This window comes from Streptomyces sp. LHD-70, assembly GCF_031157275.1.
GTDB lineage: Bacteria > Actinomycetota > Actinomycetes > Streptomycetales > Streptomycetaceae > Streptomyces.
Genome location: NZ_JAVIFW010000032.1, coordinates 15,014 through 41,195, shown reverse-complemented (window position 1 = coordinate 41,195; position 26,182 = coordinate 15,014). Strand labels below are relative to the sequence as shown.

At 68.6% G+C, this 26,182-nt stretch carries 28 protein-coding genes and 5 pseudogenes; 18 read left to right on the top strand and 15 right to left on the bottom strand.

Annotated features, from left to right (window positions below):
• Window positions 1–57 precede the first annotated feature (57 nt).
• From RCO28_RS36530 to RCO28_RS36515, 4 genes are read left to right on the top strand one after another with little or no spacing between them, the layout of a single operon-like run.
• Window positions 58–1,008: a sugar isomerase gene (locus tag RCO28_RS36530; RefSeq protein WP_308945681.1), complete on the top strand. Its 951-nt coding sequence runs from the start codon at window positions 58–60 to the stop codon at window positions 1,006–1,008.
• Window positions 1,001–1,966 carry an ROK family protein gene (locus RCO28_RS36525; protein ID WP_308945680.1) on the top strand — a complete coding sequence of 322 codons (966 nt, stop codon included), beginning with the start codon at window positions 1,001–1,003 and terminating at the stop codon, window positions 1,964–1,966. The genes RCO28_RS36530 and RCO28_RS36525 overlap by 8 nt, the downstream gene beginning before the upstream one ends.
• Window positions 1,963–2,895 (top strand): 1-phosphofructokinase family hexose kinase, encoded by a 933-nt coding sequence (locus tag RCO28_RS36520; RefSeq protein WP_308945679.1) that lies wholly within the window; start codon window positions 1,963–1,965, stop codon window positions 2,893–2,895. Before RCO28_RS36525 ends, RCO28_RS36520 begins: the two co-directional genes overlap by 4 nt.
• Window positions 2,876–3,727 (top strand): class II fructose-bisphosphate aldolase, encoded by an 852-nt coding sequence (locus RCO28_RS36515; protein ID WP_308945678.1) that lies wholly within the window; start codon window positions 2,876–2,878, stop codon window positions 3,725–3,727. The genes RCO28_RS36520 and RCO28_RS36515 overlap by 20 nt, the downstream gene beginning before the upstream one ends.
• A 61-nt stretch (window positions 3,728–3,788) precedes the next feature.
• Here the strand turns inward: RCO28_RS36515 and RCO28_RS36510 are convergent, their stop codons facing one another.
• The 8 genes from RCO28_RS36510 to RCO28_RS36475 form a co-directional block, all read right to left on the bottom strand.
• Complete coding sequence (locus RCO28_RS36510; protein WP_308945677.1) at window positions 3,789–3,932, bottom strand: hypothetical protein; 144 nt, start codon at window positions 3,930–3,932, stop codon at window positions 3,789–3,791.
• 265 nt (window positions 3,933–4,197) lie between these two features.
• Complete coding sequence (locus tag RCO28_RS36505) at window positions 4,198–4,983, bottom strand: DeoR/GlpR family DNA-binding transcription regulator (RefSeq protein ID WP_308945676.1); 786 nt, start codon at window positions 4,981–4,983, stop codon at window positions 4,198–4,200.
• A gap of 204 nt (window positions 4,984–5,187) precedes the next feature.
• Window positions 5,188–6,372 carry a Gfo/Idh/MocA family oxidoreductase gene (locus tag RCO28_RS36500; protein ID WP_308945675.1) on the bottom strand — a complete coding sequence of 395 codons (1,185 nt, stop codon included), beginning with the start codon at window positions 6,370–6,372 and terminating at the stop codon, window positions 5,188–5,190.
• Between the two features lie 38 nt (window positions 6,373–6,410).
• On the bottom strand, window positions 6,411–8,066 hold the full coding sequence (locus tag RCO28_RS36495) for a hypothetical protein (protein ID WP_308945674.1): 1,656 nt from the start codon (window positions 8,064–8,066) through the stop codon (window positions 6,411–6,413).
• A gap of 36 nt (window positions 8,067–8,102) precedes the next feature.
• The gene (locus RCO28_RS36490) at window positions 8,103–9,032 is read right to left on the bottom strand and encodes a carbohydrate ABC transporter permease (RefSeq protein ID WP_308945673.1); all 930 of its coding nucleotides are present in this window, start codon (window positions 9,030–9,032) and stop codon (window positions 8,103–8,105) included.
• Window positions 9,029–10,069 carry an ABC transporter permease gene (locus tag RCO28_RS36485; protein ID WP_374991320.1) on the bottom strand — a complete coding sequence of 347 codons (1,041 nt, stop codon included), beginning with the start codon at window positions 10,067–10,069 and terminating at the stop codon, window positions 9,029–9,031. Before RCO28_RS36485 ends, RCO28_RS36490 begins: the two co-directional genes overlap by 4 nt.
• Window positions 10,070–10,385: 316 nt before the next feature.
• Entirely contained in the window at window positions 10,386–11,585 is a 1,200-nt protein-coding gene (locus tag RCO28_RS36480) for a DUF3472 domain-containing protein (protein ID WP_308945672.1), read from the bottom strand.
• Window positions 11,586–11,858: 273 nt separating this feature from the next.
• Window positions 11,859–11,984 (bottom strand): hypothetical protein, encoded by a 126-nt coding sequence (locus tag RCO28_RS36475; RefSeq protein WP_308945671.1) that lies wholly within the window; start codon window positions 11,982–11,984, stop codon window positions 11,859–11,861.
• 211 nt (window positions 11,985–12,195) lie between these two features.
• Between RCO28_RS36475 and RCO28_RS36470 the strand changes: the two genes are divergently transcribed.
• From RCO28_RS36470 to RCO28_RS36450, 5 genes and pseudogenes are all read left to right on the top strand, one after another.
• A complete protein-coding gene (locus tag RCO28_RS36470) occupies window positions 12,196–12,366 on the top strand; it encodes a hypothetical protein (protein ID WP_308945670.1) in 171 nt (56 codons plus the stop codon).
• Complete coding sequence (locus RCO28_RS36465) at window positions 12,363–13,280, top strand: hypothetical protein (RefSeq protein ID WP_308945669.1); 918 nt, start codon at window positions 12,363–12,365, stop codon at window positions 13,278–13,280. Before RCO28_RS36470 ends, RCO28_RS36465 begins: the two co-directional genes overlap by 4 nt.
• Before the next feature lie 300 nt (window positions 13,281–13,580).
• Window positions 13,581–13,889 (top strand): annotated as a pseudogene (locus RCO28_RS39555) (hypothetical protein); the annotation flags it as partial.
• Between the two features lie 2 nt (window positions 13,890–13,891).
• On the top strand, window positions 13,892–14,224 hold the full coding sequence (locus tag RCO28_RS36455; RefSeq protein WP_308945711.1) for a hypothetical protein: 333 nt from the start codon (window positions 13,892–13,894) through the stop codon (window positions 14,222–14,224).
• 88 nt (window positions 14,225–14,312) lie between these two features.
• Window positions 14,313–14,465 (top strand): hypothetical protein, encoded by a 153-nt coding sequence (locus tag RCO28_RS36450; protein WP_308945667.1) that lies wholly within the window; start codon window positions 14,313–14,315, stop codon window positions 14,463–14,465.
• Window positions 14,466–14,493: 28 nt separating this feature from the next.
• Here the strand turns inward: RCO28_RS36450 and RCO28_RS36445 are convergent, their stop codons facing one another.
• The 4 genes and pseudogenes from RCO28_RS36445 to RCO28_RS36430 form a co-directional block, all read right to left on the bottom strand.
• The gene (locus tag RCO28_RS36445) at window positions 14,494–14,988 is read right to left on the bottom strand and encodes a hypothetical protein (protein WP_308945666.1); all 495 of its coding nucleotides are present in this window, start codon (window positions 14,986–14,988) and stop codon (window positions 14,494–14,496) included.
• Between the two features lie 94 nt (window positions 14,989–15,082).
• A pseudogene (locus RCO28_RS36440) lies at window positions 15,083–15,302 on the bottom strand (ATP-dependent helicase); the annotation flags it as partial.
• 369 nt (window positions 15,303–15,671) lie between these two features.
• Window positions 15,672–16,100, bottom strand: a complete 429-nt coding sequence (locus RCO28_RS36435) for an alpha/beta hydrolase (protein ID WP_308945665.1) — start codon at window positions 16,098–16,100, stop codon at window positions 15,672–15,674.
• Complete coding sequence (locus RCO28_RS36430; RefSeq protein WP_308945664.1) at window positions 16,097–16,528, bottom strand: alpha/beta hydrolase; 432 nt, start codon at window positions 16,526–16,528, stop codon at window positions 16,097–16,099. Before RCO28_RS36430 ends, RCO28_RS36435 begins: the two co-directional genes overlap by 4 nt.
• 115 nt (window positions 16,529–16,643) lie before the next feature.
• Between RCO28_RS36430 and RCO28_RS36425 the strand changes: the two genes are divergently transcribed.
• The 3 genes and pseudogenes from RCO28_RS36425 (at window position 16,644) to RCO28_RS36415 (ending at window position 18,505) form a co-directional block, all read left to right on the top strand.
• The gene (locus RCO28_RS36425) at window positions 16,644–17,300 is read left to right on the top strand and encodes a winged helix-turn-helix transcriptional regulator (protein WP_308945663.1); all 657 of its coding nucleotides are present in this window, start codon (window positions 16,644–16,646) and stop codon (window positions 17,298–17,300) included.
• Window positions 17,301–17,412: 112 nt separating this feature from the next.
• Window positions 17,413–17,906 (top strand): annotated as a pseudogene (locus RCO28_RS36420) (transposase); the annotation flags it as partial.
• Window positions 17,907–18,061: 155 nt separating this feature from the next.
• Complete coding sequence (locus RCO28_RS36415; RefSeq protein ID WP_308945662.1) at window positions 18,062–18,505, top strand: SgcJ/EcaC family oxidoreductase; 444 nt, start codon at window positions 18,062–18,064, stop codon at window positions 18,503–18,505.
• Between the two features lie 207 nt (window positions 18,506–18,712).
• Here the strand turns inward: RCO28_RS36415 and RCO28_RS36410 are convergent, their stop codons facing one another.
• Complete coding sequence (locus RCO28_RS36410; protein WP_308945661.1) at window positions 18,713–18,973, bottom strand: carboxylesterase family protein; 261 nt, start codon at window positions 18,971–18,973, stop codon at window positions 18,713–18,715.
• Between the two features lie 354 nt (window positions 18,974–19,327).
• Between RCO28_RS36410 and RCO28_RS36405 the strand changes: the two genes are divergently transcribed.
• The 4 genes from RCO28_RS36405 to RCO28_RS36390 all read left to right on the top strand — a co-directional run bounded on the left by RCO28_RS36405 (window position 19,328) and on the right by RCO28_RS36390 (window position 23,598).
• A complete protein-coding gene (locus RCO28_RS36405; RefSeq protein ID WP_308945660.1) occupies window positions 19,328–19,483 on the top strand; it encodes a hypothetical protein in 156 nt (51 codons plus the stop codon).
• Window positions 19,484–19,626: 143 nt separating this feature from the next.
• Entirely contained in the window at window positions 19,627–20,853 is a 1,227-nt protein-coding gene (locus RCO28_RS36400; protein WP_308945659.1) for an MFS transporter, read from the top strand.
• Between the two features lie 407 nt (window positions 20,854–21,260).
• Window positions 21,261–22,664 (top strand): dihydrolipoyl dehydrogenase, encoded by a 1,404-nt coding sequence (gene lpdA, locus RCO28_RS36395; protein WP_308945658.1) that lies wholly within the window; start codon window positions 21,261–21,263, stop codon window positions 22,662–22,664.
• Between the two features lie 559 nt (window positions 22,665–23,223).
• Window positions 23,224–23,598, top strand: a complete 375-nt coding sequence (locus tag RCO28_RS36390; protein WP_308945656.1) for a hypothetical protein — start codon at window positions 23,224–23,226, stop codon at window positions 23,596–23,598.
• 224 nt (window positions 23,599–23,822) lie between these two features.
• Here RCO28_RS36390 and RCO28_RS36385 read toward each other — a convergent pair whose 3' ends face one another.
• On the bottom strand, window positions 23,823–24,419 hold the full coding sequence (locus RCO28_RS36385; RefSeq protein WP_308945655.1) for a hypothetical protein: 597 nt from the start codon (window positions 24,417–24,419) through the stop codon (window positions 23,823–23,825).
• 546 nt (window positions 24,420–24,965) lie between these two features.
• On the opposite strand from RCO28_RS36385, the gene RCO28_RS36380 reads away from it, so the two are divergent.
• Complete coding sequence (locus tag RCO28_RS36380) at window positions 24,966–25,607, top strand: hypothetical protein (protein ID WP_308945654.1); 642 nt, start codon at window positions 24,966–24,968, stop codon at window positions 25,605–25,607.
• 97 nt (window positions 25,608–25,704) lie between these two features.
• Here RCO28_RS36380 and RCO28_RS36375 read toward each other — a convergent pair.
• Window positions 25,705–26,004: pseudogene (locus RCO28_RS36375) on the bottom strand (transposase); the annotation flags it as partial.
• A gap of 77 nt (window positions 26,005–26,081) precedes the next feature.
• On the opposite strand from RCO28_RS36375, the pseudogene RCO28_RS39550 reads away from it, so the two are divergent.
• A pseudogene (locus RCO28_RS39550) lies at window positions 26,082–26,173 on the top strand (IS5/IS1182 family transposase); the annotation flags it as partial.
• Between the last annotated feature and the right edge of the window lie 9 nt (window positions 26,174–26,182).

The window sequence follows — 26,182 nt, the reverse complement described above, 5'->3', positions numbered from 1 at the left end:
CCGAGCGCCGATTCCTCATCGGCTGGTCTGCGCTGACCGTTCTGAAGGAGACCTTGCATGCCCGATACGCACACCTCCCGCACCGCTGCCGAGATAACCTCCCAGCCCGACTGCTGGCGACAGGCGAGCGCGTCGCTCGCTCAGCACGCCGCCGACCTGCCCCGCCGCGGCGAGCGCGTCGCGGTCGTCGGCTGCGGCACCTCCTGGTTCATGGCCCAGGCATACGCGACGTTGCGCGAGAGCGGCGGCCACGGGGAGACGGACGCCTTCGCGGCTTCGGAGTTTCCCCTTGCGCGCGGTTACGACCGGCTCCTGGCGATCTCGCGGTCCGGTACCACGACCGAGGTACTGGAGCTGCTCGGCCGAGTCCGTGGGCTGGTGCCCTCCGTCGCACTCACGGCAGATCCCGCTACCCCGGTGATGGCCGCAGCCGACTCCCTGGTGGTGCTGGACTTCGCCGACGAGGAGTCGGTGGTGCAGACCCGCTTCGCCACCAGTGTGCTGGCATTGCTGCGCGCGCATCTTGAAACGGAGAACGCCCTGCCGGTGGGCGTGCGGACACTTGCCCAGGCGGCCCGGGATGCCGAACGGGCCGTGATCGCGCCGCTGGACGCCGAGTTGACCGGTGCCGAGCAGTTCACCTTCCTGGGAAGCGGCTGGACCTACGGGCTGGCGCTGGAGGCGGCGCTGAAGATGCGCGAGGCCGCCGGGGCGTGGACCGAGGCCTACCCCGCCATGGAGTACCGGCACGGTCCGATCAGCATCACCGGGCCAGGCCGCGTGACATGGATGTTCGGCTCGCTGCCGCAGGGTCTGGCCGACGACGTCGCTCGGGTCGGCGGCACCCTGGTCGCCGGATCCCAGGGCGTGTCCGGAGAGTTGGACCCCTTGGCCGACCTGATCCGGGCCCAGCGCCTGGCCGTCGCAATCGCTGAGGCGCGCGGCTACGATCCCGACCGGCCCCGGAACCTCACCCGGTCCGTCGTCCTGGACAACCGGGATGCCTGACCGTGCCGACGTGTGCGTGATCGCCCTGGATGTGGGCGGTACAGCCATGAAGGGGGCGCTCCTGGACCGCGACATGCGTCCCCTGGGCACGCTGCGCCGTCCGACACACCGCGACGCCGGGCCCGACGCGGTGGTCGCCCATATGGCTGCCGCGCTCGACTCGCTCATCGAGCAGGCCGCTGCCATCGGCTCCACCGTCCTTCGGGCGGGTGTGGCCGTGCCTGGCATCGTGGACGAAGACCGGGCCCTCGCCGTCTATTCGGGCAACATCGGCTGGCGTGACCTCCCGCTCGGCGACCTCCTCGGACAGCGCACGGGGATACCCGTGACGCTCGGGCACGACGTCCGCGCCGGCGGGAACGCGGAGCGGGTCCTCGGGGCCGCTCGCGGTGCTCGCGATGTGCTCTTCGTCGCGATCGGGACAGGCGTCTCGGCCGCAGTCATCAGCGACGGGCGGCCCGTGCGGGGCGCGGGCTTCGTCGGGGAGCTGGGGCACCTTGTCGCCGATCCGGACGGCGCCGTGTGTGTCTGCGGTGTCCGCGGATGCGTGGAGACGGTGGCGACCGCGGCGGCTGTAGCCGCGGCGTTCACGATCAGTTCGGGATGTCCGGTCGAGGGCGCCGACGAGGTGGCAGCCCTCGTGGCGCAGGGCGACCCGCACGCGCTCATGGTCTGGAACCGGGCGGTCGACGCCCTGGCGATGGCCTTCGCGACCGCGTCGACCCTGCTCGCACCCGAGCTGATCGTGGTGGGCGGTGGTCTCGCCGAAGCGGGCGACCTCCTCCTGGACCCGATCCGTACCCGTCTGGCCGAACGCCTGACGTTCCAGCGGCGCCCCCGTCTTCTACACGCCGAACTCGGCGACCAGGCCGGTTGCCTGGGCGCGGGACTGCTCGCGTGGGACGCCGTGACCGGGGTGACCGGCATCCCCGCTGGAAGGGAGGTGCCGTCCCTTTGATCCTCACCGTCACACTCAACGCCGCCCTCGACGTCACGTACGTCGTCGACCGCCTGGCTCCTCACACATCGCACCGCGTCGACACCGCGTACGAGCGCGCAGGCGGCAAGGGCATCAACGTCGCCCGCGTGCTGTCAGCCCTGGGACAGCCCGCCGTGGTGACCGGGCTCTGCGGCGGACCCACCGGCAGGCTCCTGCGCAGCGAGCTCCGATCGGCCGGCCTGTCGGAAGAGCTCGTTCCCATCGCGGGCGACTCACGACGCACGCTGACCGTCGTCTCCCGCGACGACGGCGATGCGACCGTCTTCAACCAGGCGGGACCACGCGTACAACCGCCGGAGTGGGCCGAGTTCGCCTCGCGCTACGCGGAACTCGTACGTAAAGCCGCCGTCGTCGTGCTGTCGGGGAGTCTGCCTCCGGGCCTGCCCTCCGACGCCTACGCCCAACTCGTCTCCCAGGCCGACCGGGCCGGGGCCCGCACCATCCTGGACACGTCCGGCCCGGCCTTGACCAGTGCCCTGAGCGCCTGTCCCGACGTGGTCAAGCCCAATGCTGTCGAACTGGCCGCCGTCACCGGCCACTCCGATATCGCGACGGCTGCCCGCGAACTGCGCGCCCTCGGCGCCTCCTCGGTCGTGGCCTCCTGCGGTCCGGACGGATTGCATGCGGCCACCGAGGACGGCACATGGCAGGCATCACCCCCCGAGCGCCTGGCAGGCAACCCGACCGGCGCGGGTGACGCGTGCGTCGCCGCGCTCGCCGCCGGGCTCGCGGCCGGCCGGCCGTGGCCCGGGATTCTGCGCGAGGCCGTGGCCCTGTCAGCCGCTGCCGTCCCGGCCCCGGTGGCCGGTGACTTCTGCGCCGACATCTATCGCCGACTCCGTACGGCCGTACCCGTTAAGGAAGTCCATGCCGCTCACACCCACTGACGACATCGCCCTCGACGCCCGCAAGCAGGCGACCGGAGTCGGTGCATTCAACGTCGTACAGATCGAGCACGCCCAGGCCATCGTGCGGGGAGCCGAAGCCGCGGGGCGGCCGGTGATCCTGCAGATCAGCGAGAACACCGCCCGGTACCACGGCTCGATCGAACCGATCGGGCTGGCGTCGATCGCCGTGGCGCGGGCGGCAAGCGTCCCGGTCGCTGTTCATCTCGACCATGCCGAGTCGGCCGGCCTCGTGCACGAGGCCGTCGCCCTCGGGTTCACGTCCGTCATGTTCGACGCGGCAAAGCTCCCGTACGAGGAGAACGTCGCGGCCACTCGCGAGATCACGGAGTACTGCCACAGCCGGAACGTGTGGGTGGAGGCGGAGCTCGGTGAGGTCGGCGGCAAGGACGGCGCCCATGCCCCGGGCGTACGCACGGACCCGGACGAGGCGCGCGCCTTCGTCGCGGCCACGGGCGTCGACGCCCTCGCAGTGGCGGTGGGGAGCTCCCACGCGATGCTCACCCGTGACGCCGTCCTCGACTTCCCTCTCATCACGCGGTTGCGCGACGCCGTGAGTGTCCCTCTCGTGCTGCACGGCTCATCCGGGGTCGGCGACGCGGACCTCGCCAGAGCCATCGGCGCGGGCATGACGAAGGTGAATGTCTCCACCCATCTGAACAAGGCATTCACCCAGGCGGTCCGTATCCACCTGGAGGCTCATCCCCACGTGGCCGATCCCCGCAAGTACCTCGGCCCCGCCCGCGACACCGTCGCCACCGAGGTGGCCCGCCTCCTCCAGGTCCTGACCGGGGGCTCGAAAGTGCGGTGTTGATGACGGGTTCTGCTGAGAGTGGGCGGTCGAGGTGCGCGGGCCGGGAAGGGCAGGCCGACCATCAGGCGTCGGTCAGAACGACGCCTGCGGTCCGGTCGAGCGCCCACTCGTGGCTCAAGTCGACGTTGCGGTGGGCGAGCCAGTACACGAGGAACCCGACGCCGAGCCCGACAGGAAGGAGTCGGTGAGGTTGACCGCGGTCCATGGCGCGAAGAGGTACGGCATGACGGTGAGGACGTTGCCGTAGGCGGCGAGGAAGTCGGAGGACGCGGACAGGCTCAGCGCCAATGTCGTTCCCGCCACGGCGGCCACGGCCAGGGCGCACAGTGCCCGGCCGAACGGTACCGAGGCGAAGCAGTACGGCGACGTCCCCGAAGTGAGGGAAGAGGGCATCGAGTCCGGCGCCCCGGCCAGTGCGGAGAAGGCACTGCACGACCATCTCGGTTGAGACGGATCCGCCCGACCTGCTGTCACACGCGCAACACGTCGATGCCCCGGCTGGAGATCTCTTCGACGATCCCCTCGGGCGCGTCCTTGTCCGTCACCAGAACCGACACGGCACTCAACTCGCACACCAGGGCAAAGGCCCGGCGCCCCAGTTTGGACGAGTCGGCCACGACGATCACCTCGCTCGCGCACTCGGCAAGGGCGCGGTTGGCGCCGGCCTCCGACTCGTCATGGGTCGCTGCCCCGATGCTCGGGTGAACAGCGTCCACACCGAGGATCGTGTAGTCCAGCGCCAGGGTACGGAGGACGGAATTCACCAACGGGCCCACCAGCTCGTATGAGTTGGGCCGGGCCACACCGCCGGTGAGGACGAGCTTCACATGGGGGCGGACCGCCAGCTCGTTGGCGATGTTGATCGCGTTGGTCACGACCGTCAGTGCGGGTCCGCCGCTCCCGCCGGCGGGGTCCGCCCGTACGGCCAGTTCCCGGGCCACCTCGGACGTCGTCGTACCCCCGTTGATGCCCACGGTCGAACCCGACGGGATCAATGCTGCGGCGGCCTTCGCGATGCGCTGCTTCTCATCGGCCTTGCGGGCCACCTTGTATCGCAGTGGCAGGTCATACGCGACAGAACTCACCACCGCGCCGCCTCGCGTGCGGGTCAGCAGGTTCTGCCGGGCCAGCTCGTCCAGGTCCCGCCGGATCGTGGCGGCGGAGCAGCCCAGCCGCTCAGCAGCGTCGAGCACGTCGACACGACCCTCGTCGCTGAGAATCTCCAGCAGCCGGGTCCACCGCGAATGTGCCGCCACTTGTTCCTCCTCGCTTGTAGAGGGAGCCTATCGCGCACGACTATGCGCGTAGAAACCTCATCGTGAGCACATGATGCTGCTTCTTCTGCGCAGGGACCAGAGCCGGTCCAGAACGCGAAACATCCGCTGTCCACCAAGGCCGAAGGGCAGGTGCGGGGCCCGGGCTGTCCGTCCTGACCCCACATCTGCCCTTCGGCGCCGCTCCTATGTTGTGCGCCCTGTGCGCTGGCCTGCGGCGAAGTACGCCATGAGCGCGGGGTCAAGGGGCGGCACGTCGTACGGAGTTCCGCCCTCGCGCAACGAGCGGGTAGCCATCACGCCGGCGGCGACGCTCATGCGTGCCGCGACCGGTGAGGTGTCGGTGACACCGCCGTCGCGGACGAAGCGGCAGAACTCCTCGACGATCCGGTCGTCGGCCCCGCCGTGGGAGCCGTCCGCGTCGGGGACCCGATGGACCGCGTCGGCGTCGGCGCGGTACGCGGTCGGGCCGGTGTTCCAGACCCGTACTTCGTCGCCGGGGCCGTCGCCGAAGTTCTCCAGCCGTCCCTCGGTGCCGATGACCGTGTAGTTGCGGAAGTAGTCCGGGCTGAAGTGGCACTGCTGGTAGGCGGCGATCACGCCGTTGTCCAGCTGCATGTTCATCACGGAGACGTCCTCGACGTCCACGATGTGGTGCAGGTCCCGGCGCTCGGCCGGCGGCCAGTCGAACTCGCGCAGCCAGCCCTCGGGCCGGGGGGTGTCCGGCTCACGGCGGGGCAGGTCGCCGTAGACCATCAGGTCGCCCAGGGCGTTGACGCGCCGGGTGTAGCCGCCGGCCAGCCAGTGCAGCACGTCGATGTCGTGCGCCGCCTTCTGCAGCAGCAGTCCGGTGGTGCGGCGCCGGTCGGCGTGCCAGTCCTTGAAGTAGTAGTCACCGCCGTACGAGACGAAGTGCCGCACCCAGACAGTCTTGGGCTCGCCGATGTCGCCGCGGGCGATGATGTCCCGCATCAGCCGGACGACGCCCATGTGCCGCATGTTGTGACCGACGTAGAGTCCCGTGCCGGTCTCGTAGGCGGTGCGCAGGATGGTGTCGCACTGCTCGACGGTGATGCCGAGCGGTTTCTCGATGTAGGCCGTCTTGCCCGCCTTGAGCACGTCGCAGGCGATGGCTTCGTGTGTGTCGTCCGGGGTGGCGACGATGACTGCGTCCAGCGAGTCGTCGTCAAGCAGCCGCCGGTGGTCGGCGACCGCCGTTGCCCCTTCGATCAGTTCGGGCACTCGGGCGCGTATCGCGGGGTCTGTGTCGGCGACCGCGGCCACGACGGAGCCCTTGCCCGGCCGGTGCGCGGTGATCGCGAGGTTGCGTCGCAGTCCGAGCCCGATGACTCCGATGCGTAGATCTTCCACGTGCGGGGTTCCTGTTCTGCGCTGAGGGTGAGCTGGGACTACTTCTTGCTCGCGGCGATGGCCTGTTCGAATTCGCGGCGCATCGCGTCGCCCGCGGTCCGCTGCCACTTGGGCAGGAGTTCCTTCTTGAACGAGGACAGCGGCTTGCGGCCGGCCACGATGTCGATGACGCCGTCGTACACCGCGGAGGTGGAGGAGGCTCCCTCGGACGCGTTGGTGTCGGAGAAGAAGCCCGTGGTCGGGTTGATCTTGCCGATCTTCATCAGCTCGACCTCGGCTTCGTGGATGGCGCGGGTGGTGTCGGGCTTGCCGGGAAGGTAGAGGGTCTGCGGGGCGTTGGCGAAGAAGCTGATGGCCAGCTTGGTGGTGATCACTTCGGCGTTGCCCTTGCGGTTCAGCACCACGTCGCCGTCCTTGGTGCGGGTGTGGTGGGTGCCTTCCAGGCCGTTGTCGAGGAGGAGCCGCTCCTCGGTGCCGAAGGGGGCGCTGAGGTAGTTGATGACCTGGAGCAGCGTTTCGACGCGGTCCTTGCTGACGTTCTTGCTGATGCCGGTGAAGCCGACGGAGCCGTAGCCGTAGCCGTAGGAGGGGGTCATGCCCTTCTTCGCGGCGAATGGAACGACGATCTTGGCGGGCCAGTCGTACATCATGCTGTCGCTGAGGAAGCCCGGGAAGGACTGGACATGCAGGCCCAGGGTGCCGCCTTCCATCTTCTCCAGGGTGGTGGCCAGGTTCGGGTCCGGCCAGAACAGCTTCGCCTGCTGGCACTTGAGGGCGAACTCGATCCCGGCGAAGTACTCATCCGTCTCGAAGAGATGGGTCAGCTTGCCCCCGTCCATGCGCCAGCCGTTGGGAGCCCCGTGCCACATGGCGAACTGGCCGATGTGGTTCACATACGCCGGCTCCAGGACGTACTTCTTGCGCCTGGTGTCGAGAAGCTCCTTGGCCTTGTCGAAGAAGTCCTGAGCGTCGTCGAACTGCACGCCGCCGACCGGCTTCCAGAAGTCCTCGTTGGCCACATAGACCTGGCCCTGGCGGCCGTAAGGGACGGCGACTCCCCAGATCTTGCCGTTGAAGACGGCGGTCTTCCAGGCGAATTCGGGGATGTTCGCCAGGTTCGGGTACTTCTTGACCGCATCGCCCGACAGGTAGGAGGTGAGGTCGTGGAACTTCGCCTCCAGCAGGGCCGGGACGTCCTTGAGGCCCTGGTTCGGCGGGAACCACATGAGGTCCGGCAGTTCGCCGCCGGCGATGGTGGCGTTGAACTTCGAACGGTAGACGTCCTCGGCGCCGAGGCCGTTGACGATCGTCATCTTCAGGTCCGAACCGAGACGCTTGTTCACCTCCTGCCAGTACGCGTTGCGGTCCATCGCGGGCGCGGCGGTGGTGAAGGTCTCGGTCAGCACGGTGACCGGCTTGCCGTCTCCGGGCTTCTTGCCGGCGCTGCGCGCCAGGTCCTTGGGGTAGCGCAGGTACGCGGGGTCGAGGCCCTGGGCGTTGCCCGCGAGGTCGGGGGTGGGAACGTTGGCCGCGACATACGTCGGCAGCTTGAGCTTGGCCGACGCCTTCGCTCCCCCGCCCTTCGCAGCCGAACCGGCTCCGCAGGCGGTGAGTGAGCCGGCGCCGGCGAGGCCGAGGCCGACGACTCCGGCGGCGCCGATGAACCCGCGGCGGTTGAGATTTCTGGTGGACATGACGCTCCTAGGGATGTGCGGCATGGGAGGGGTCGGTCAGGCCTTGATGGCGCCGGTCAGAACGCCCTTGACGAAGTACTTCTGAAGGAAGGGGTAGACGGCGATGATCGGCAGCACGGCGAGGATGAGCACCGCCATCGACATCGATGCGCTGGCCGGCAGGACGCTGACGCCCATCGCCTTGGCGTTGAAGGTGTCGCCCTGGAGCACGTACGAGCGCAGCACGACCTGGAGCGGCAGCTTGTCCGGGTCGTTGATGTAGAGCATCGCGTTGAAGAAGTTGTTCCAGTACGTGACGGCGTAGAACATGCCGACCACGGCGATCACGGCCTTCGACAGCGGCAGCACGATCCGGCACAGGATCGTGAGTTCACCGGCGCCGTCGAGGCGGGCGGCCTCATGCAGTTCTTCGGGCACGCTCTGGAAGAAGGCCCGCACCACGATGACGTTGAAGGCGTTGAGCATGATCGGGGCGACCATCGCCCCGTACGTGTCGAGCATGCCCAGCTCCTGCACCACCAGGTAGCTGGGGATGATGCCGGGGGTGAAGAGGAACGTGCCCACGACGATCAGCAGCAGGGGCTTGCCGGCGAAGGTGCCGGGCCTGGACAGGCCGTACGCGAGACAGATGGTGCACAGGAGGCTCAGGGCCGTGCCGACGACGGTCACGACCACGCTCACCAGAGCGGCGCGGGTGATGACGCCGCCGGAGAGGACCACGCGATAGGCCTCCAGGGTGGGCTGCTCGGGCAGGAGGACATAGCCGCCGTTGGCGGCGAGTTCGGCCTTGGTCGCCAGGCTGGTGCCGATGGCGAGCAGGAAGGGATAGCCGACGGCGACGATCATCGCCACGATCACCAGGAACTTGAGCCCCTGTCCCGCCCAGCTGGGCCGCTCCATCCAGACCGGACGCTCGGAGGACTTGCCTCCACGGCGCAGGAACGTCGATATCGCGGGTGAGCTCATCGGTAGACCCCCTGCTCGCCGAGACGGTGGGCGAGCTTGTTGGCGAGAACGATCAGGACGAAGCCGATGACGCCCTTCATCAGCCCGGCGGCGGTGGACATGCCCCAGTCCCCGTCGACGACGCCGTGGTAGTAGACGTAGGTGTCGAGCACTTCGGCCGCATCCGTGCCCACCGCGTCGCGCTGCAGAAGGATCTGCTCGAAGCCGACCGACAGGATGTCGCCCAGACGCAGAATCAGCAGCATGATCATCACGGGGCGGATGCCGGGCAGCGTGATGTGCCACATGCGGCGCAGCCAGCCGGCGCCGTCCATGGCCGCGGACTCGTACAGCGAGTTGTCGATGGATGCCATGGCGGCCAGGAAGATGATCGCGCCCCAGCCGGCGTCCTTCCAGACGCTCTGGGAGGTGATCAGCAAGATGAACGTGTCCGGGTTCGTCATGATGTTGCCGACGGGGACACCGTGGTCGTTCAGGAAGCTGCTGACGGTGCCCGCGCCGCCGAAGACCTGCTGGAACATGCCGACGACCACCACCCAGGACAGGAAGTGCGGCAGGTAGACCACGGTCTGCATGAACCGTCGGGTCCTGGTGCTGATCAGCGAGTTGAGGAACAGCGCGAGGGCGATGGGCACCGGGAAGTAGAGGAACAGCTGGACGGCGCTGATCTTCAAGGTGTTCCAGACCGCTGTCCAGAACTCCGGTTCTTCCAGCAGCGCGGTGAAGTTGTCCCAGCCGACGAGCGGGCTCCCCTCGAAGCCCAGGTACGGCTGGTAGTCCTGGAAGGCGATGCTGTTGCCGGCTAGGGGCAGATAGAAGAACACCGCGAAGTACAGGATCCCGGGCACGCACAGGAGCAGCAGCACGCGGTCACGCAGGAGCCGTTCCCGCAGGGGCCGTCGGGCGGAAGGTTTTCGCCCGCTCTTGCGTGCCCCTGCCTTGCCATCCGACCCGCTGGTGGAGTCGTGCCGGCTGTCGGGTGGTGGTGGGGCGGTAGGCGTGTCCGGGCGGGGCGAGGTAGACGCAGCAGCCGACACATTCACCTCCTGCGTCGAATGGAGAAGATTTGAGATGACAGCCCTGTGGTCCGCGGAAAGCCGCGGTCAGGGCCCACAGTGGATGGCCCCGCAGAGTCAGAAGCTGGCTGCCAGGGCCCTCAAATCTTGCGATGCCCGCCCTGGCCATGACAAGACTTGTTCAGTAACTATTTAGTTTGCGCAGATGCGCGCACGAAACCTCGATGAAACTGCTCAGATCACTCGGCGGCAGCAGGTGACTCGCACGCAAGGGCCGCGATCCCGTCCGTGTACCGCCGGCGCCGGTACGCGGACGGATCGCGCCGCCGAGGCGTGCCTACGTGATGCTGGTCGGCGCCGGAGCGGTCCAGCGCTGCCGGCCCCCGCCACCCTCCGCGAGGCCCACTCCGCTACCGTCACCGGTCTCGGTGAGATACCGCCCCGTTCCGCGGTTCACCAGCGTCTTGGCCTCCGTATCGTACGACCACAGCTTCTGCGGATCGGTGACCTTGCCTCCGGTGGCGAGGTCACCGGCGCAGTCGAGAACGCGCACGGACTTCCTGCCGTCCGCTGCCAGGCAGTAGTCCGAGGGCAGCCGGACGGTCCCGTCGGCCGCGAGCACCCATGACTGGTCGAACCCGCCGGGGCCGTCACCGGTGCACTTCTTGAGCGTCGCGGCCGCGCCGCCCTTGGCGCGGCTTGGGGCCAGGCACCTGTCGTCGCTTCCGGAGATCTCCGCCCGGACGGAATTGCCGAGCGCGAGCCGCTGGTCGGTACTGCCGTCGGACCGCTCGGTCACTTCGGCGGCGCACGGCGGGTTGCTCTTGGTCCTGGTGGCCACGCCGACGGCGGCCCCACCGCCCTGACGGCTGCCGGTGGGCAGCCCGAAGTGGGCATCCGAGTACGGCTGGTCGAAGCAGGTGGCACGGGGGTCGTTCCACTCGAAGTACTCGACCCAGTCGATGAGGCCGGTGGGCTTGATCGCGGTGGCCGGGGTCTTCACGCTGCCGAGCTTGAAGGACTCGCCGGTGGTGGTGTTCTTGACGGTGGCGCCGAACCAGCCGTCGCCCTCGTAGGCGACCGAGGACGTGTAGGTGTGCCCCTCCTTCCAGTCGAGGTTCATCCGGCAGCTAGAGCCCTCGCCCTCGCCGCCGAACTGGATGCAGTAGCTGCCTTCGGAGCCGGGCTTGCGCTCGAAGCTGTCCCAGACGGAGAACAGGAACAGCGGCTTGTCGCCGCCGTTGCGCTGCATGCCGATGTAGGCGCCGTTCCCGACGTTGAAGCCGAACTGGTGGCTCCAGAAGACGTTCGAGTTGAACCCCGGGTCCTGCGTGACCGTCGTGGACCAGGTGACCTCACTCAGCCCCTCGGCAGCCGTGGGGAAGGAGTAGTACGTGTAGGTGCCCGGGGTCGTGCCGATGCTCTGGGCGGCGGCGGGAGACGGTCCTCCGGCCAGCGTCACGCCGACGGCGAGCCCCAGTGCGGCGGCGACGGTGGCCAGTCGCCTGCCGGGAGGAGAGGCGGAGCTTACAGTCATCAATACCCTGCCAGTGATTGAAGGTGATTGAAGATAGCTCGTAGTGCGCAAAATCGAACGAGCCAGTGCATCATGGCGGCTCGATCAAGCACAGGCAAGATGCTTGTCGCCTGCCGTCGCTAGAAGTCCTGCGGCGGATACGGCGGACGCCAGACAGGGGCCGCTCCGGAGCTCGCGCTCGGACCTGCTCGGCTCGGCCAGGAATCCGAAGGCTGCAGCACCGGTGCCGTCGCTGTTCATGTGCAGCGTCTGTGGCCGTACGTCGGGCGGCGGTCAGGCGGGGACCCGGGGCCGGCTGGTGCCGTCGCCCGCGGGCATCCCGTCGGAGAGGACCCGCGAAGGCGGGCGGGCGCCGAAGAACGAGGGCCCCATCTCGAAGTCCGCCACGTTGTCCATCACGAGCCAGGTCCGACCGGGCAACCGGCGGTACGCCGCCGTCCCCCCTTGTTGAACGCCTTGCCGGGCGGGGGATGTGAAGGATCGCCGCAGTGACGCCCTCGTCTCTGACTTGGGTCCCGTATCCGAGCGGGTTGATGTGGAACAGGGGCAGGGGAGCGAAGACCGTGTCGTCAGGCCCGATCGACCTGACGGCATGGGTCGGCCTCCACCCGTGGACCTGTTCATCCAGCTCGTGCTGAAGATCAACACCCGGGCGGAGCGCAAGGTCGACAAGGAGCTGAACGCCGAGCTGAAGAAGGTACGGGGACCTGGTGACCGCCCAGACGGTCTCTCGTTCACCAGGCGTCGGCTACAAGCACCACCCTGGGAGAGATCCGCATGACGACGACCGAAGTTCGTACCTCCACCGATGTCGACAGGGCGGCCGGAGGACACCCCTTCCACATCACGAAGGCCGAGGAGCGGCAGCTCCGGATGCAGGGAGCGAATGCTTCCCCGGCGCTGGTCGTTGGGCAGGCGTCGTCCTTCGACGAGTACGCCCGGCAGCTGATGATCCCGCCCGCCGTCATGGACCTGGCGCGCAAGGCCGCCGACCTGCAACTGTCCGCATGGGAAGTGGAGGCGATCCGCAAGCACCTGGCCCCCGCCGAAGCGGACGGGAGCGTCGGTCTGCTGCGCGAGATCCTGCGGAGGAAGGCAGTCGATGACCACCAGCACCAGCACCCGCCCTACATTCGGGTCGCCTGCACCGGCAGCGGCACCTACGACGACCTGGCGGTCGAAGACGGTCACGTGAGCTCCCTGCCCGCGAAGGAGGGCGGCATCGGCTCCCCAGTCGTTCTGGAGATCTGGCCGGCGCAGCACTACTCGCCCATCCACTCCCACGGACGCACCACCGGCATCGTATTCTGCCTCGCCGGTCAGCTCGACGTCATGGTCTACGACGGGTTGTCCTGGGACGCCCCCAAGCTCGGGCTGCTCACCCTCACCGCCGGACAGTGCGCCTGGCTGTCGAAGGACACCTACGCCGTACACAAGGTCTACTGCCCCATGAACGGCGGCGACGGGCAGACCGGACCCCTCTTCATGAACACCACCGACGAGTTCGGAGCCAGCTTCCACGTCTACCTCAACGAAGACGAGGTAGCCCCAGAGCTCCACGACGCCGAAGGCCAATCCCGCGACCGGTTCGCCTACATCGACGAGCACGACAAGCGGAAGAAGTGGTTCGAGACCCACTCCGACCTGTCCTGGAGCGTGCTGCGCCGCGTCCTGGCGGAGACGCGGCTGGCCTGACCCGACCGGCTCGATGCCGGGCCCGGGCCTGACATCGGGCACGAGACCCACTCGTCGGCGGGCTGCTGGGCGTTGGAGATGTTCCTGTGGGCGCGGGCACTGCGGTGTCCGCGCCCTCGAACGTCATCCCGTGGGGCGGGATGAACAACTCCGTCGGCGCCCCGGCAGGGGGTGCGCAGCGTCGGCTGCGGTCGGTGCCGGCGCCAGCCGGTCCGGTCGTCCAGCTGGAGCTGGGTAACCCGCTGCAGCTGTCGAAGTCGATGCGGGCCCGGCTGCTCGCCGCGGTGCGTGCGCTGGTGAAGGTGGGAGAAGCGTCTGCCCGCAGCGCTCGAGGATCTGCGCGGTCCGCGTACCGGTGTCGTCGAGCTGCCGCTGCACGTCGCCTGGTCAGGACTGCGCGCGTTCAGCCTCGACCAGCGAAGGCAACGCATGGGCCTGTACCGCACGGTGCTCGCCGAGGGCCTTCACGACGATCTGTGCTCGTACCTGAACCGTGAGCTGCTGCTCGAGCAGTGGCCCGTGCTGCGCACTCTGGTCTCCCGCACGGTGAGGGAGGTGTGGGAGAGCGCGCTCCCACAGCTGCGTGCGCGGGCCGGGGCGGCTGCGTGAGGATGCCCGACTTGCACGCCCGGCTCCTGGCCGACGTGCTCTCCATCGGTGCCCCCTACCCGCTCGTCCTCACCGGCGGCTACGCGATCTTCCGCAAGTCGGTAGACCAGCGAGACGCGGATGAGCAGGTCGTAAACGTCCGGCGCGCGTCGCTGGACAGGAAGATCAAGGAAGTCCGGGAGGGGCTGCCCCTCCAGCCCGACGAGGAGACGCAGGCGAGCCTCTGGGCTATGCAGCAGTACGCCCGCGCGCTGCGGGAGCGTGGCGCAGCCGCTCCCGGAGAGCACCCAGAAGCCCTGGCGTACCTGCATGACCGACCCGGCCCGGACGCCTGATGATCGACGACGACCTCGCCACCGGGCATCCAGCGGACTGACTGCTGTACGAGAGCGCCCGCCCCGCAGAAACCGGGGCGGCCCCGTCATGGCCGGCCTGCTCGGCAATCACGCAACTCTGAACACCGAGCACCACATCGACGACGCCCACCCGGGGCACATCGCCTCCTTGATCAAGCAGGAGATCGCCGCGGCCGCTGCCCCGCCGCGGACCGCGGCTTCGACGCCGTCGTGTTCCTGACCCCTAAGACCACCGCCCACGTCGGCCCTCAGGCCCGGACGGCGGCGAACTCCCTGCCGGAGACGGCACCTGGATCGCTGATCATCATGCGGGCCTCGCGAGCGGCGAGCGTGACGCCGTTCGACGATGCGAACCCGGCCTCCCGGTGGACGCGCGCGTAGCGACTGATCGATGCCCGCATGATGACGCCCGTGCTGAGCCCGAAGAGAACAACGACAGCGAGCGACCCCAGCGTCAAGAACCCGGTATCGATGCCGACCCAGGTCGACACGATCCCGGCCACGAGCCCTGCGAGAGCCACGTAGCCCAGATAGAGGAAGACCCTGGAACGTCGCTCGCCGGAGGCGCTGGCACGCTGCAGCCCCTCCTCCATGGCATCGAGCTGCTCGATCTCCGGCATCCGCGTCGTCGCAAACTGCTGGAACAGCTGTTCGTGCTCCATGCTGCCCCGGGACCGCTGCTTGATCACCATTCCATCTGCAGCAATATGCCACTGGATCGTCCAGGGCTTCTTCTGTTCCACGCTTCACACCGCCTTGTCAGCAAGCGACGGCCTTCACCTCGCCACGTCGGCGACGATGCTACTTCCTCCTGGCACACCCCGATCCGCTCTCCGGTCAGGACTTCTGGCCGCCCACACCCAGCCGTTCCTGCTCCTCCTCGATGATCCGGCGGGCTAGCTCTGTGTCGGACACGTCCACCGCGTCCGACGTCGCCTCGGCCCGGCGACGAGCCGGTGCACGCGGACCGGTCTGACCTGGCCCATGCGGTGGGCGCGCGCCACTGCCTGGTGTTCGAGGGTCGGCTTGGTCTGGGTTCGCAGAGGACGACGACCGCTCGGACTATGAACTGGCCTGGATCGTTGAGCAGCAGACGGTGCCTGCCCTGGGGCGCCCTGACGAATCGGTCTCCAGCGACAACCTCCGCCGCCTGAAGGACATGTAGCAATCACCGCTGCGCCGGGTGCGCCGACGTCACTGGTGCACGCCCACGACGAGGATCACTTCGCCGAAGCCAAGGATTTCGACCTGCGGCTGCATCATCACGATCCGCTGCGGCAACAACGACTTCTTCAGGTTCGACTACACGGGCCTTGACTGGGTCTTGATGCCGGACAGCGCCGCCCAAGAGCGCGGAGGGTGTTGCAGTGACAGAAAGGCCAGGAAGGGTCGCGGATCTGGCCGTTGGCGGTTTTCGTCCCTCGTTTCAGAGGGCGAGGATCGCGGGCACCGCGGTGTTCCACGTCTGGGGCGGGGGCATCTGGTGGCCCACGCCCGGCAGTGGGAGCAGCTTCGCGCCTGGGATCTCGCGGGCCAGCGCCTCGCCGTGGCCGTATGGAAACAGCGGGTCCTCGGTGCCGTGCAGCACAAGTGCGGGCACGCGGATCTCGCCGAGGCGGTCCCGGACCGGCTCGGCACCCTGCAGCATCCAGTGGTTCTGCGCGGCGGACATGTCCGGGCTGCGGTCGTAGGCGCGGCCGATGATGCGGCGCAGCCGCGGCTCGTCGAGCGGGATGGAGCCGGCGAAAGCCCGCTCCCCATCGAGGTAGTACGCGATCACCGCCTCGCGATCCGACCAGTCGGGGCCGGCGTCCTCCGACGGCTCCGCGAACATCTTCGCCAGGCGCTCGCTCATCGGCGGCAGGTCCGGGTGGTCGGGGCCGCCGGGGCCGCCCGGGGTGTGGAGATGAGGGTCAGGGCGGCCACTCGGTCGGGGTGGTGGACGGCGATGTGCTGCGCGATGCCGCCCCCCATGGAGACCCCCACGACGTGTGCGGCGGCGATGCCGAGCGTGTCGAGCAGCCCGACGGCGTCGGCGATCAGTGCCTCGCCGTCGTAAGTCGGTGCACCGACCGGGAAGGTGGTGGAGCGGCCGGTGTCCCGGGTGTCATAGCGGATCACGAACCGGCCGCCGGCGGCGAGGAGGTCGCACAGTTCGTCGTCCCACCAGTCCATGGAGGCCTCGGCGCCGCCGATGAGCAGCACGGTGGGATCGGAGGCGTCTCCGAAGGTCTGTGTGCACAGGTCTACCCCGTTGACGTGCAGCATCTGTTCGGAACTCAAGGTGGCCTCCTCGGTGGGTAGTTGGTGGGTGGCTGGTGCGCGAGGAACTTACTACTAAATTCATAGCTCGTGCTACCGTTTTAGTAGAAAAGCGTTTCCGGGTGAGAGGAAGACGGTGGCCGAGCGGCGCAGTTACGGACAGGCGTGTCCCATCGCGCATGCGCTGGACATGATCGGTGAGCGCTGGGCGCTGCTGGTGGTGCGCGAGCTGCGGCTCGGCCAGCGGCGCTATGCAGATCTCGCCGCCGCGCTGCCGGACATCGGCCCGAGCGTGCTCACTCAGCGACTGCGGGACCTGGAGCGAGTCGGGGTGCTGAGGCGGCGAACGCTGCCGCCTCCGGCGGCGGCGAAGGTGTACGAACTCACCCCGTGGGGCGCCGAGCTGGAGCCGGTCTTCGCCGCGCTGCGCCGGTGGGGGATGCGCTCGCCGGTGGTGCCGCTGGCCGGCGAGGTCAGCGCGGACACCGTATTCCTCGGCCTGCGCGCATACTTCAACGGCGACGCCGGTGCGCCGTGGTCGGCGACCTACCGCGTCCAGCTGGAGCGGGATGTCTACCACCTGGTCGTGGTCGACGGCGCACTCAGTGACGTGCGCCGCGGCGAGTACCCCGGGGAGCCGGATGCCAGAGTGACGACCGACCAGCACACGCTGCAGGCGGTCCTGCGACGGGAGCGCTCACTCGCTGACGCGGTCGAGGCCGGTGTGCTCGCGGTCGACGGGGATGTGCAGGCGGTCCGTCGGCTGGTCGACGCCGCCAGTACGCCCGCCTGACCTGGAGCACCCAGCAGGCAGCCGGCAGAACCGGGCGGAACCGCCTCGATCGCCGCCTTCCTTGCGGGCGGCCGTGGAGGCTCACGGTTGGTGGTAGCTCGTTGGTCCGGGCATGGGGGTCGTTGAGCGGCTGGTGCCGCATGCGTTGTGGGGCTGTTCCAGGACGTGGCACCGGCAGCGCCGGTACGTCCGCAAGGCGGGGCAAGCGGCGGTGCGATGACCGCGCGGTGCTGGCGGCGGTCGTCATCGTGGCCACCACGGGGCACACCGGCGGCAGCTGCCGCCGGTGTTCGGCACCTCCTGGCAGACAGTGCACCGGCGCTTTACGGTCTGGTCGGCGGCGCGGATGTGGCCAAGCTGCACCGTGTGCTGCTGGACCAGCTCGGCACCAACGGCGGTGTGGACTGGACGCGTTGCGCCATCGACCCGATCAGCGTCCGCGCGGTGAAAGGGGGGTTCTTGACGGGACAACCGAATCCGACGATCGCGGAGAAGCAGGTCGAAGATCCATGTCATCTGCGACCGCAACGGCCTGCCGATCTCGGTGGGCATCTGCGCGGCGAACCTGCACGACAGCCGGCCCTGGTGCCGTTGATGGGCGGGTTGGTCGGCCGAGCACGGACACTTCCGAACGCCCCCGGATCCCCTGAGTTCCACATGATGTCTTGAACACAGTTGAAATCAAGTGCGGTTGAGGTACGAGGCTGGGTCTCGATGTCGAACCATGTGATGAAGTCGTACCGTCTAGCGAGGAGTTGTCCATGACGAGTGTGCACGTAATCAAAGAGGCCGGAACCTCGAGCGGCAAAGACGAGGTCGCCGAGGTCGTGGCCCGCTACGAGGCCGCGTTCAATCAGAACGATGCCAAGGCAATGAATGATCTCTTCTCGCCGGACACAGTCTTCGTCAATTTCAGTGGCAACTTGGTATTCGGCGCCGATCGCCTGTACCAGGCGCAGTCCTTCGTCTTCGCCGAGGGCGGCCCCTTGGCTGACATCACGGTGACCTACACCGTCGAGAGCATCGCCTTCCTCACGCCGGAGGTTGCTGTGGCTCATGCGCGCCAGAGGTCTGCCGGAGCCGACCTGCAGACGGGGACCGGCAGTGATCCCATGGAAGGCATCCTGGCGATGACATTGATGCGGGACGCCTCCGGGCAGTGGCGCATTCGCATGGCCCAGAACACGCCGGTTGCCGCGCGGTAGGGAGCCCGGACTCGTCGTCTCCGAGCCGCGTCAGCCGTTGCCGCCCTCGCCTGCCTCGACAACTTCGAGGCCTGTCCTCACGGTCGTCGCGGCAGACGGTGTACTTCGACGGGTTCAGGAGATGGCAGGACGGACGCCTGGTCTTCCACCGGAACGCGGGCGAGGGCAGTCGTATGACGCCGCACGGTCCCATCGCGCTCCGGTGAGTTACCCGTGGAGGTGGAGTTCTTCGTACCGACTCTCTGCAAGCGGGACCATGTCGATATCCAAGGCCTTGGGTTCGCTGACGGTTCCTCCGTCGTAGTACGAGAACCACGTACCGCTGACATCGCGCACCCTGTCCCAGGGTTCGGGCGGCTGCGGCGAGGCGAGGCGCAGCTCTCCGGTGGGGCGCGCGTACGGTACGCCGCGATAGACGGTCACTTCGTCGGCGCGTTCGCCCGCGATGCGGCCGACCGTGGTGCGCACGATTGCGGAGTCGCTCTGTTCCCTTCGTGGTCGGGGCCAGGGCCTGGCCCGGCAGCGCTGGTGCGCCGATATCGGGTGTGGCCGCGCAGTGAAAGAGCGCCGGCTTCAGTGCGGTCGGCTACGTTCGCGACGTCGGCGCTCCCGGCGGTATGCCGTGGTGGCTCAGGGCCTCGGTCCAGATGATCGTTGACGTCGGAAGGGGCAGAGCCAGCGGCCGGCCGCCCTGTCCATGCCAACTGCTCATGCCACGGGCGGACCCGTGCGAAGACCTGACGCGCCAGCGTCCGCGCGAACTTGACGAACCCGGTAGGCCCTCGTTGACCGGCTCCACCGGTGGTCGGCAGATTCGTCGGCATGCCGACCGTCATCGAGATGTCGCCTCTGTTCGAGCTTTGCGCGAAATTCGGGATCTCCTCGTGCCCCGAGGGCGTCTGTGCCGTCGTCAGTGACCTGCCGCGCAGCGCCGAGTGGAGCCCCGAGGGTGCGGGCGGCGAGTGGATCTCCGGTTAGTCCTCCCAAGTGGGCTGGGTCTTCCGCGGGGAACCTCCGCATGGAGGAACGTGGTGGCGCGGGCCCCGCTGGTGCGCGGCACCTGGCTCAGTGCCCCGGGTTGACCGCACCCCCACCGACCACCTGCACACCGTGGAGAACCGATGCCTGACTCAACGACCACTCCGGCAACCGCCCCCGCAGGGCAAGGGCGGTCACCGGCTGCCCGTCCCGTTCCCGCCCTGTTGCTCGCGCTGATCGCGGGCCCGCTGTCCTTCGGTATCGCCGGGCCGTCCCTGGTGCTGGACACCATCGCCGGGGACCTCGGCACCTCGGCCGACGCCGTCACCTGGACGGTCACCGCGTTCGGCTGGGGCATAGCCGTCGGCACCCCGCTGATGGCGGGGCTGCTGCGGCACAAGGGCGCGCGGACCGCGCTGAGCGTGTGCGCGCTGCTGGTCATCGCCGGTGCGGCGCTGGTGTTCGCCGTGCCCGTGCTGCCTGCCCTGATCGCCGGCTGCGCGCTGCAGGCCCTGGGCACCGCGGGCCTGACCGCCGCCGCGATGCACCTGGCCGACACCTCACCGTTGCGCATGGGCCTGGTCACCGCGTCCCTCGCAGTGGTCGGCTCGACCGCGCCGCTGGCCGGTTCGCTGGCCAACGACGTGCTGTCGTGGAAGCTGACGCTCGCCCTGCCGGTGCTCAGCGTCCTCGCCGTCCCCGCCGTGCTGCGCCGCGCGCACAGCGAGCCCTCCCGCGAGCACTTCGACGCCCTCGGCGCGGTGCTGCTCACGGCGCTGGTGACGGCCCTAGTCTTCGTCCCGCACTACCCGTTGCCGGCCACCCTGGCCTCCGCCGCCGCCCTGCTGCTGCTCATCCGGCACCTGCGGTCCAAGCCGCGCGGATTCGTGCCCGCGGTGGTGGTGGACAAGCCCGCGTTCCTGATCGCCGCCGTCCTCGCCTTCGTCCTCGCGGTGGTCAACTTCGGCCTGATGTTCGCCATTCCGGACCGCCTGGGCGAGCACACCACCTGGTCGGCCGGCCAGATCGGCATCGCGATGGTATGGCCGCTGGTGCTCGGCGGCACCCTGTCCTGGTTCGTGGTCGCCGCCTCCGCCCGCCTGGGCCGCCGTCCGATCATCATCGTGCTGCTCCTCTTCGGCATCGCGGCACCGGTGGTCACCGAGTTCGGCACCACGTCCCTGGTACTGCTCGCCGCCCAGGCCCTCGCCTCCATCGCGGCCGCCTCCGGCCAGGGCGTCTTCGCCGTGCAGGCCACCTCCGCCCTGCCCGACGAGGAACGCCCCTCGGCCATCGGCCTGTTCAACCTCTGCTACCTCCTCGGCGCCGCCTTCGGCCCGGCCATCGTGGCGCTGCTCGCAACCACCTGACCGACCCACTCCACAACCACGACCGTGAGGGAACTCCGTGTTCCCTCACGGTCGCCGGCCAGCAGGTACCCATCCGCGGGGCTGGCAGCGCGGATCCCGCACAGTCACACCCAGGTGTCCCAGTACGGGTTGTGGGCCGGGACGCGCTCTCCGCGGGCCCCAGTCCGAGGGCCCAGAACCGCTCAGCCGCCCGCAGGTCCCGCGACGGGCATGCGACCCGGACATGGGCAGCAGCGTTGGCGGGCATGCTGTTGCCTCCTGTCACAACTCACAGGTGGAGGTGATCCGGTCGGGCTCCAGTTCTGTGATCAGGATCTGATCGCCGTCCGATCCCGCGCTGTCGACCAGGGTGCCCCTGCGCGTCACCCGACGCGGACCTTGCGCGGGAGCCCAACTACCGTGAAAACATGAGTGATTACTTTGACCTTGTGGTGCTGGGCGCCGGCCCCGGCGGATACACGGCGGCCGTACGGGCGTCTCAACTGGGCCTGCGAGTCGCCGTGGTGGAGGAGCGGTACTGGGGCGGCGTATGCCTGAACGTCGGGTGCATTCCGTCGAAGGCGCTGTTGCGGAATGCCGAGGTGGCCCACCTCTTCCGGGACGAGCAGCAGACGTACGGGATCGAGGTGGACGGCCAGGTCCGCTTCGACTACGGCGCGGCGTTCCGGCGCAGTCGGGAGGTCGCCGACGGACGCGTGCGCGGCATTCACTACCTGATGAACAAGAACAAGATCACCGAGTATGACGGCCGCGGGACGTTCGTCGACGACCGCACTCTCGAAGTGGCCCTGTCCGACGGCCGCACCGAGACGGTGACCTTCGCCCACTGCATCATCGCTGTCGGCGCCACTACCAAGCTGCTGCCGGGCACCTCGCTGTCGCCCCGCGTCGTGACGTACGAGGAGCAGATCCTCTCCGAGGCTCTGCCCGAGTCGATCGTGATCGCGGGAGCCGGTGCCATCGGTGTCGAGTTCGCGTACGTCCTGCGCAACTATGGGGTGGACGTGACCATCGTCGAGTTCCTGGACCGGATGGTGCCGGCCGAGGACGCCGACATCTCCAGGGAACTGTCCCGCCATTACAAGAAGTTGGGCGTCAAGGTACTCACGTCCACCCGCGTCGACGCGATCGACGACTCCGGCCCGAAGGTGAGGGTCACTGTCACAGGCAAGGACGGTGCCCAGCAGGTGCTGGAGACCGACAAGGTGCTGCAGGCCATCGGTTTCCAGCCGCGGGTCGAAGGCTACGGTCTGGACAGAACGGGCGTGCAGCTCACCGACCGCGGTGCCATCGATGTGGACGGCCGTGGCCGCACGAACGTCCCGCACATCTACGCGATCGGTGATGTCACGGCGAAGCTGATGCTTGCGCATGCCGCGGAGGCGATGGCGGTGATCGCCGCCGAGACCATCGCGGGTGCGGAGACGATGGAGGCGGACTTCGCGATGATTCCGCGGGCCACGTACTGCCGGCCCCAGATCGCGTCCTTCGGCTACACCGAGGCCCAGGCGAAGGACAGGGGCTTCGATGTCCAGGTGATGAAGTTCCCGTTCTCCGCCAACGGCAAGGCGCACGGGCTGGGCGAAGCGGTCGGCTTCGTCAAGGTGATCAGCGACGGGAAGTACGGCGAACTGCTCGGCGCGCACCTGATCGGGCCCGAGGTCACCGAGCTGCTGCCCGAGCTCACGCTGGCCCAGCAGTGGGATCTGACGGTCCATGAGGTCGGGCGCAACGTCCATGCTCACCCGACCCTGGGCGAGGCGGTCAAGGAGGCCGTCCACGGCCTCGCGGGCCACATGATCAACATGTAGCGGCGCCGATCCGCCGGGGTGCCGGCGGCCACGGTGCAGTGCCTGCACGAGCGCCCTCCGACCAGGGCCGACGAACCGTGTTGAGGGTTCGTCGGCCCGGATGGAGGGCGCTTTCCACCTGCAGGTCCCAGGCCGGGCGTTCCGTGCGCACATGGAAACCGCGGCCCGCACGCGGGCCAACAACTCGTCGTACACGACCCCGGCGTTCTTCTCCGACGGTACGTCGGTCAGCTGGTGTGGCGGCGGAAACGGCGGCCCGTCGTGCGGAGGCGGCTGAGGGGCTGAAGCTTGAGCAACTGCGGGAAGTGAAGCGGAAGTAGAGGCGACGGGGGTGTTCGTCGGGTCTCACCGGCGCCGTACTAACGTCCCGTTCATGGCATCGGAAGGTATAACTCAGCAGGTCGTTCCGCAGTGTCCGCGCTGTGGCGGGAACGAGGTGCGTACGGTCGGGAAGGCGCGGTCCGGCAAGGGCTCGATGAAGAAAGACCTGGAGAATCGGCTGGCGAAAGGTCCGGCAATCAGCCATGACGGCTGTTCGCACTTCATCGAGGGTGTGATCTTGAGTCTGTTGGCCGGCGCCGGCGTCACGTTTCTCCTCGCGTGGCTCGGCGTGCAGAAGCAGCTCCTGGTCTTCACAACCGGCGGCGCGATCGCGGTCCTCGGAATCGTCTTCACCATCAAGGTCATCCGCAAGGACGGCCGGGAGCGGAAGGTCCTGGAGGCCGCCCATGCGCTCGCCGACCCCCTGTGGAGCCCGGCCCACTACTGCTACGGCTGCGAGGGCGTGTTCTGCCCGGGCGGCACCCCGTGGCGGGGCGTGCTCACTCCGGAGCAGTTCAAGCTGCTGGTCTGGCGTCAGGGCCAGTACGACGACCAGCTGGGCGACAAGGCGAGGAACACGGAGATCCCGCCGGGCACGTTGATCGGCGGCTGACGGTCCGTCGAACGGCCCACCCTCACGCCCGCGGAACGCGCCGCGGCCACCTCGACCGGCGCACCTGTACCCCCTCCTCACCGAAACCCACCGGACCAAGCCGGGAACCACACCAGGCTGATCGGGTAGAGACCGCGGAAGAGCAAAAACACAGCCAGCCTTTTGACGCAGAGGCTGGATGGATGCGCGAGGGGATTTCCCCGCGTTGAGGTGTGAGGCTCCCGTCAGACCTTGCCCCCGTGCTCCACAGTGCGGTGTCCCAGTTGCCGGCTGAACGTCTCACAGAAATTGGCGGAGAGCTCCGGCCAGTCCCAGAAGTCGAAGGCGAGGGCGCCCACGGCGAATTCGGGATCCCACTGCCACTGGGTGACCGGGGCAGAGGCGCCGCAGGTGGAGCAGGGGGCACTCCCCTCACCCGTCTCCTTCCAGGCGGCGATGGCGTCCTCGAACGGCTGCCAGACCTCGTCGTCCGCCTCGAACTCCTCCGGGTAGTTGATGATCACCGTCTCGCTCTGACAGCGCGGGCAGAAGGCGCGTGACGCTGAGTCGACTCCCTGACCGCCGACGTAATGGTCCCGCCCGACGATGACAGCCACCGGGCCGGGCACCCAGTCCGGGTTCGAGGAGTCGGCAACGGCTCGCGGCCAGTTGGGACCTGGCACGTAGCCCTCGGTCACGGGATGGCTGAAAACCCCGTCGCCGGACAGCTCACGCGTGATCAGGCCCTCGGCGACCATCCAGTCCACCATCCGCTCCGCGAGTGGCCCGGCTTCCTCGCCGGTCACCTCCACGTCAACGATCCGCTCGAAGTAGTCGCCCATCGTCCCCACCGCCTATCGATCAGTACCGGACACTGTGCCATCCCCCTCCGACACCAGTCCCGGCATCAGCAGGGCCTCGCAGGCGGGAGGTGCCCGTACGGAGATGGGGCAGGCGCCGAACCCCCGCCGCTCGGTCGAGACCGTCGACGTAGCCGAAGGCAGCCAGCGGGTCACATGTGTGGGGCGTACGACGCGTCCTGTAGGGCACATGGTCGCGGCTCAGAGGCGATGTCTGGGCCTCGCTCGGGGCGACAGCTCGCCAGGTGGTACAAGGTCCTCGGGCGCGCGGGGTGCGTGGGGGCCGGCTGCGGCGTAGAGCTCGCGGATAGCGGTCAGCAGGTCAAGGCCGCTTCCAGTGGTGGTCGAGGTCCAGGGCATGACGGCCCGGCTCATCCGCCTGCGGACCTGCGGAGCGCGGCGTGGAAGTGGACGCGGCGAGACGTCTCCGAGACCTGACGCGCACCAAACGCGCACATTGGCCTGACAAACTACGCGCGACATCGCCGTATCGGCGGACAATTTCATCACATAGCAAGGGTCTGACACATGCGCAAGGCACGTATCGCACTGACGGCGGCTCTGGTCACCACGCTCGGCATGGGGCTCACGGCGTGCGGCGGCGACAGCGAGGACGGAGCCGCGCAGAAGGAGTCGCCGGCGACGACGGCGCCCGACCCGGGCAAGGAGAGCCCGAGCGCCGACGGCGGCGAGAGCGAGGGCGGCGACGCCCAGCCCGCAGGCGATGTCACCGCGCCGGGCACCGAACTCAAGGTCGGCGACAAGGCGGTCCTGCCCTTCGAGTACGCCAAGAAGAAGGGCACCCTCGCCATCACCGTCACGGCGATCGACAAGGGCGCTGAAGCGGACATGTCCCAGTTCGGCGCGCGGGCGAAGGGCCTGACGCCGTACTTCATCAAGATGAAGGTGGAGAACGTTGGCGACACCGACCTCTCGCGCGCGTACGTCCAGCTGAGGGGCCTTCTCGCCAGTGGCCAGAGCACTGGCGTCTCGCTGGTCGGTGACATCCCGGGCAAGTGCGACAAGGAATCCGCGCCCGCCGAGTTCGGCAAGGGCGTGTCGTTCGAAACCTGCTCGCTCGCGGCGTCGCGGAGCGGCGACGTCACGGGCGCCGAGTTCGACGAGGGCGACGCCTACAGCGACAAGCCGGTCGTCTGGACCGCCGGCTGATCCATCCCTGACGCCCATGGGAGACCGGCCTGTTGGGCCCGCGAAGGGCTTCAGAGGCTTAGAGGTCCTGACAAAGGCGTTGGACGTGTCGGTGGGTTCCGGATCCGTGAGGGATGCCGCGGCGTGCGATCACCGGTTTGATGCCCTGCCTGCGGACGAGGCGGCGGTACTTGTGGTGGTCGTAGCCGCGGTCTCCGAGCAGGGTGTCGGGGCGCCGCCGCGGTCGCCCGAACAGGTCTGGGACGTACGGGACCTTCGCGAGCAGGGGCATCAGCTGGGTGACGTCATTGCGGTTGCCTCCGGTCAGCGACACTGCGAGCGGGATGCCCTGCCCGTCGACGAGGACGTGGTGCCTGCTGACCGGCCGGGCGCGGTCGACCGGGCTCGGCCCGCTTTGGGCCGCGCCGAGCGGATTCGTACCTACCCTCACGTGGCTGGGGCCCCGGCTCCGGTAGCAACGGCTCGATCAGCGACCACCTGCGACGATGGCTCCGCGAGCGTGCATCCGCCATCGCATCGCCCGCAAGGGCGTCGAGTCCTCACAGCGGCTGGGCCGGCATCGCTGGCCTCACCAG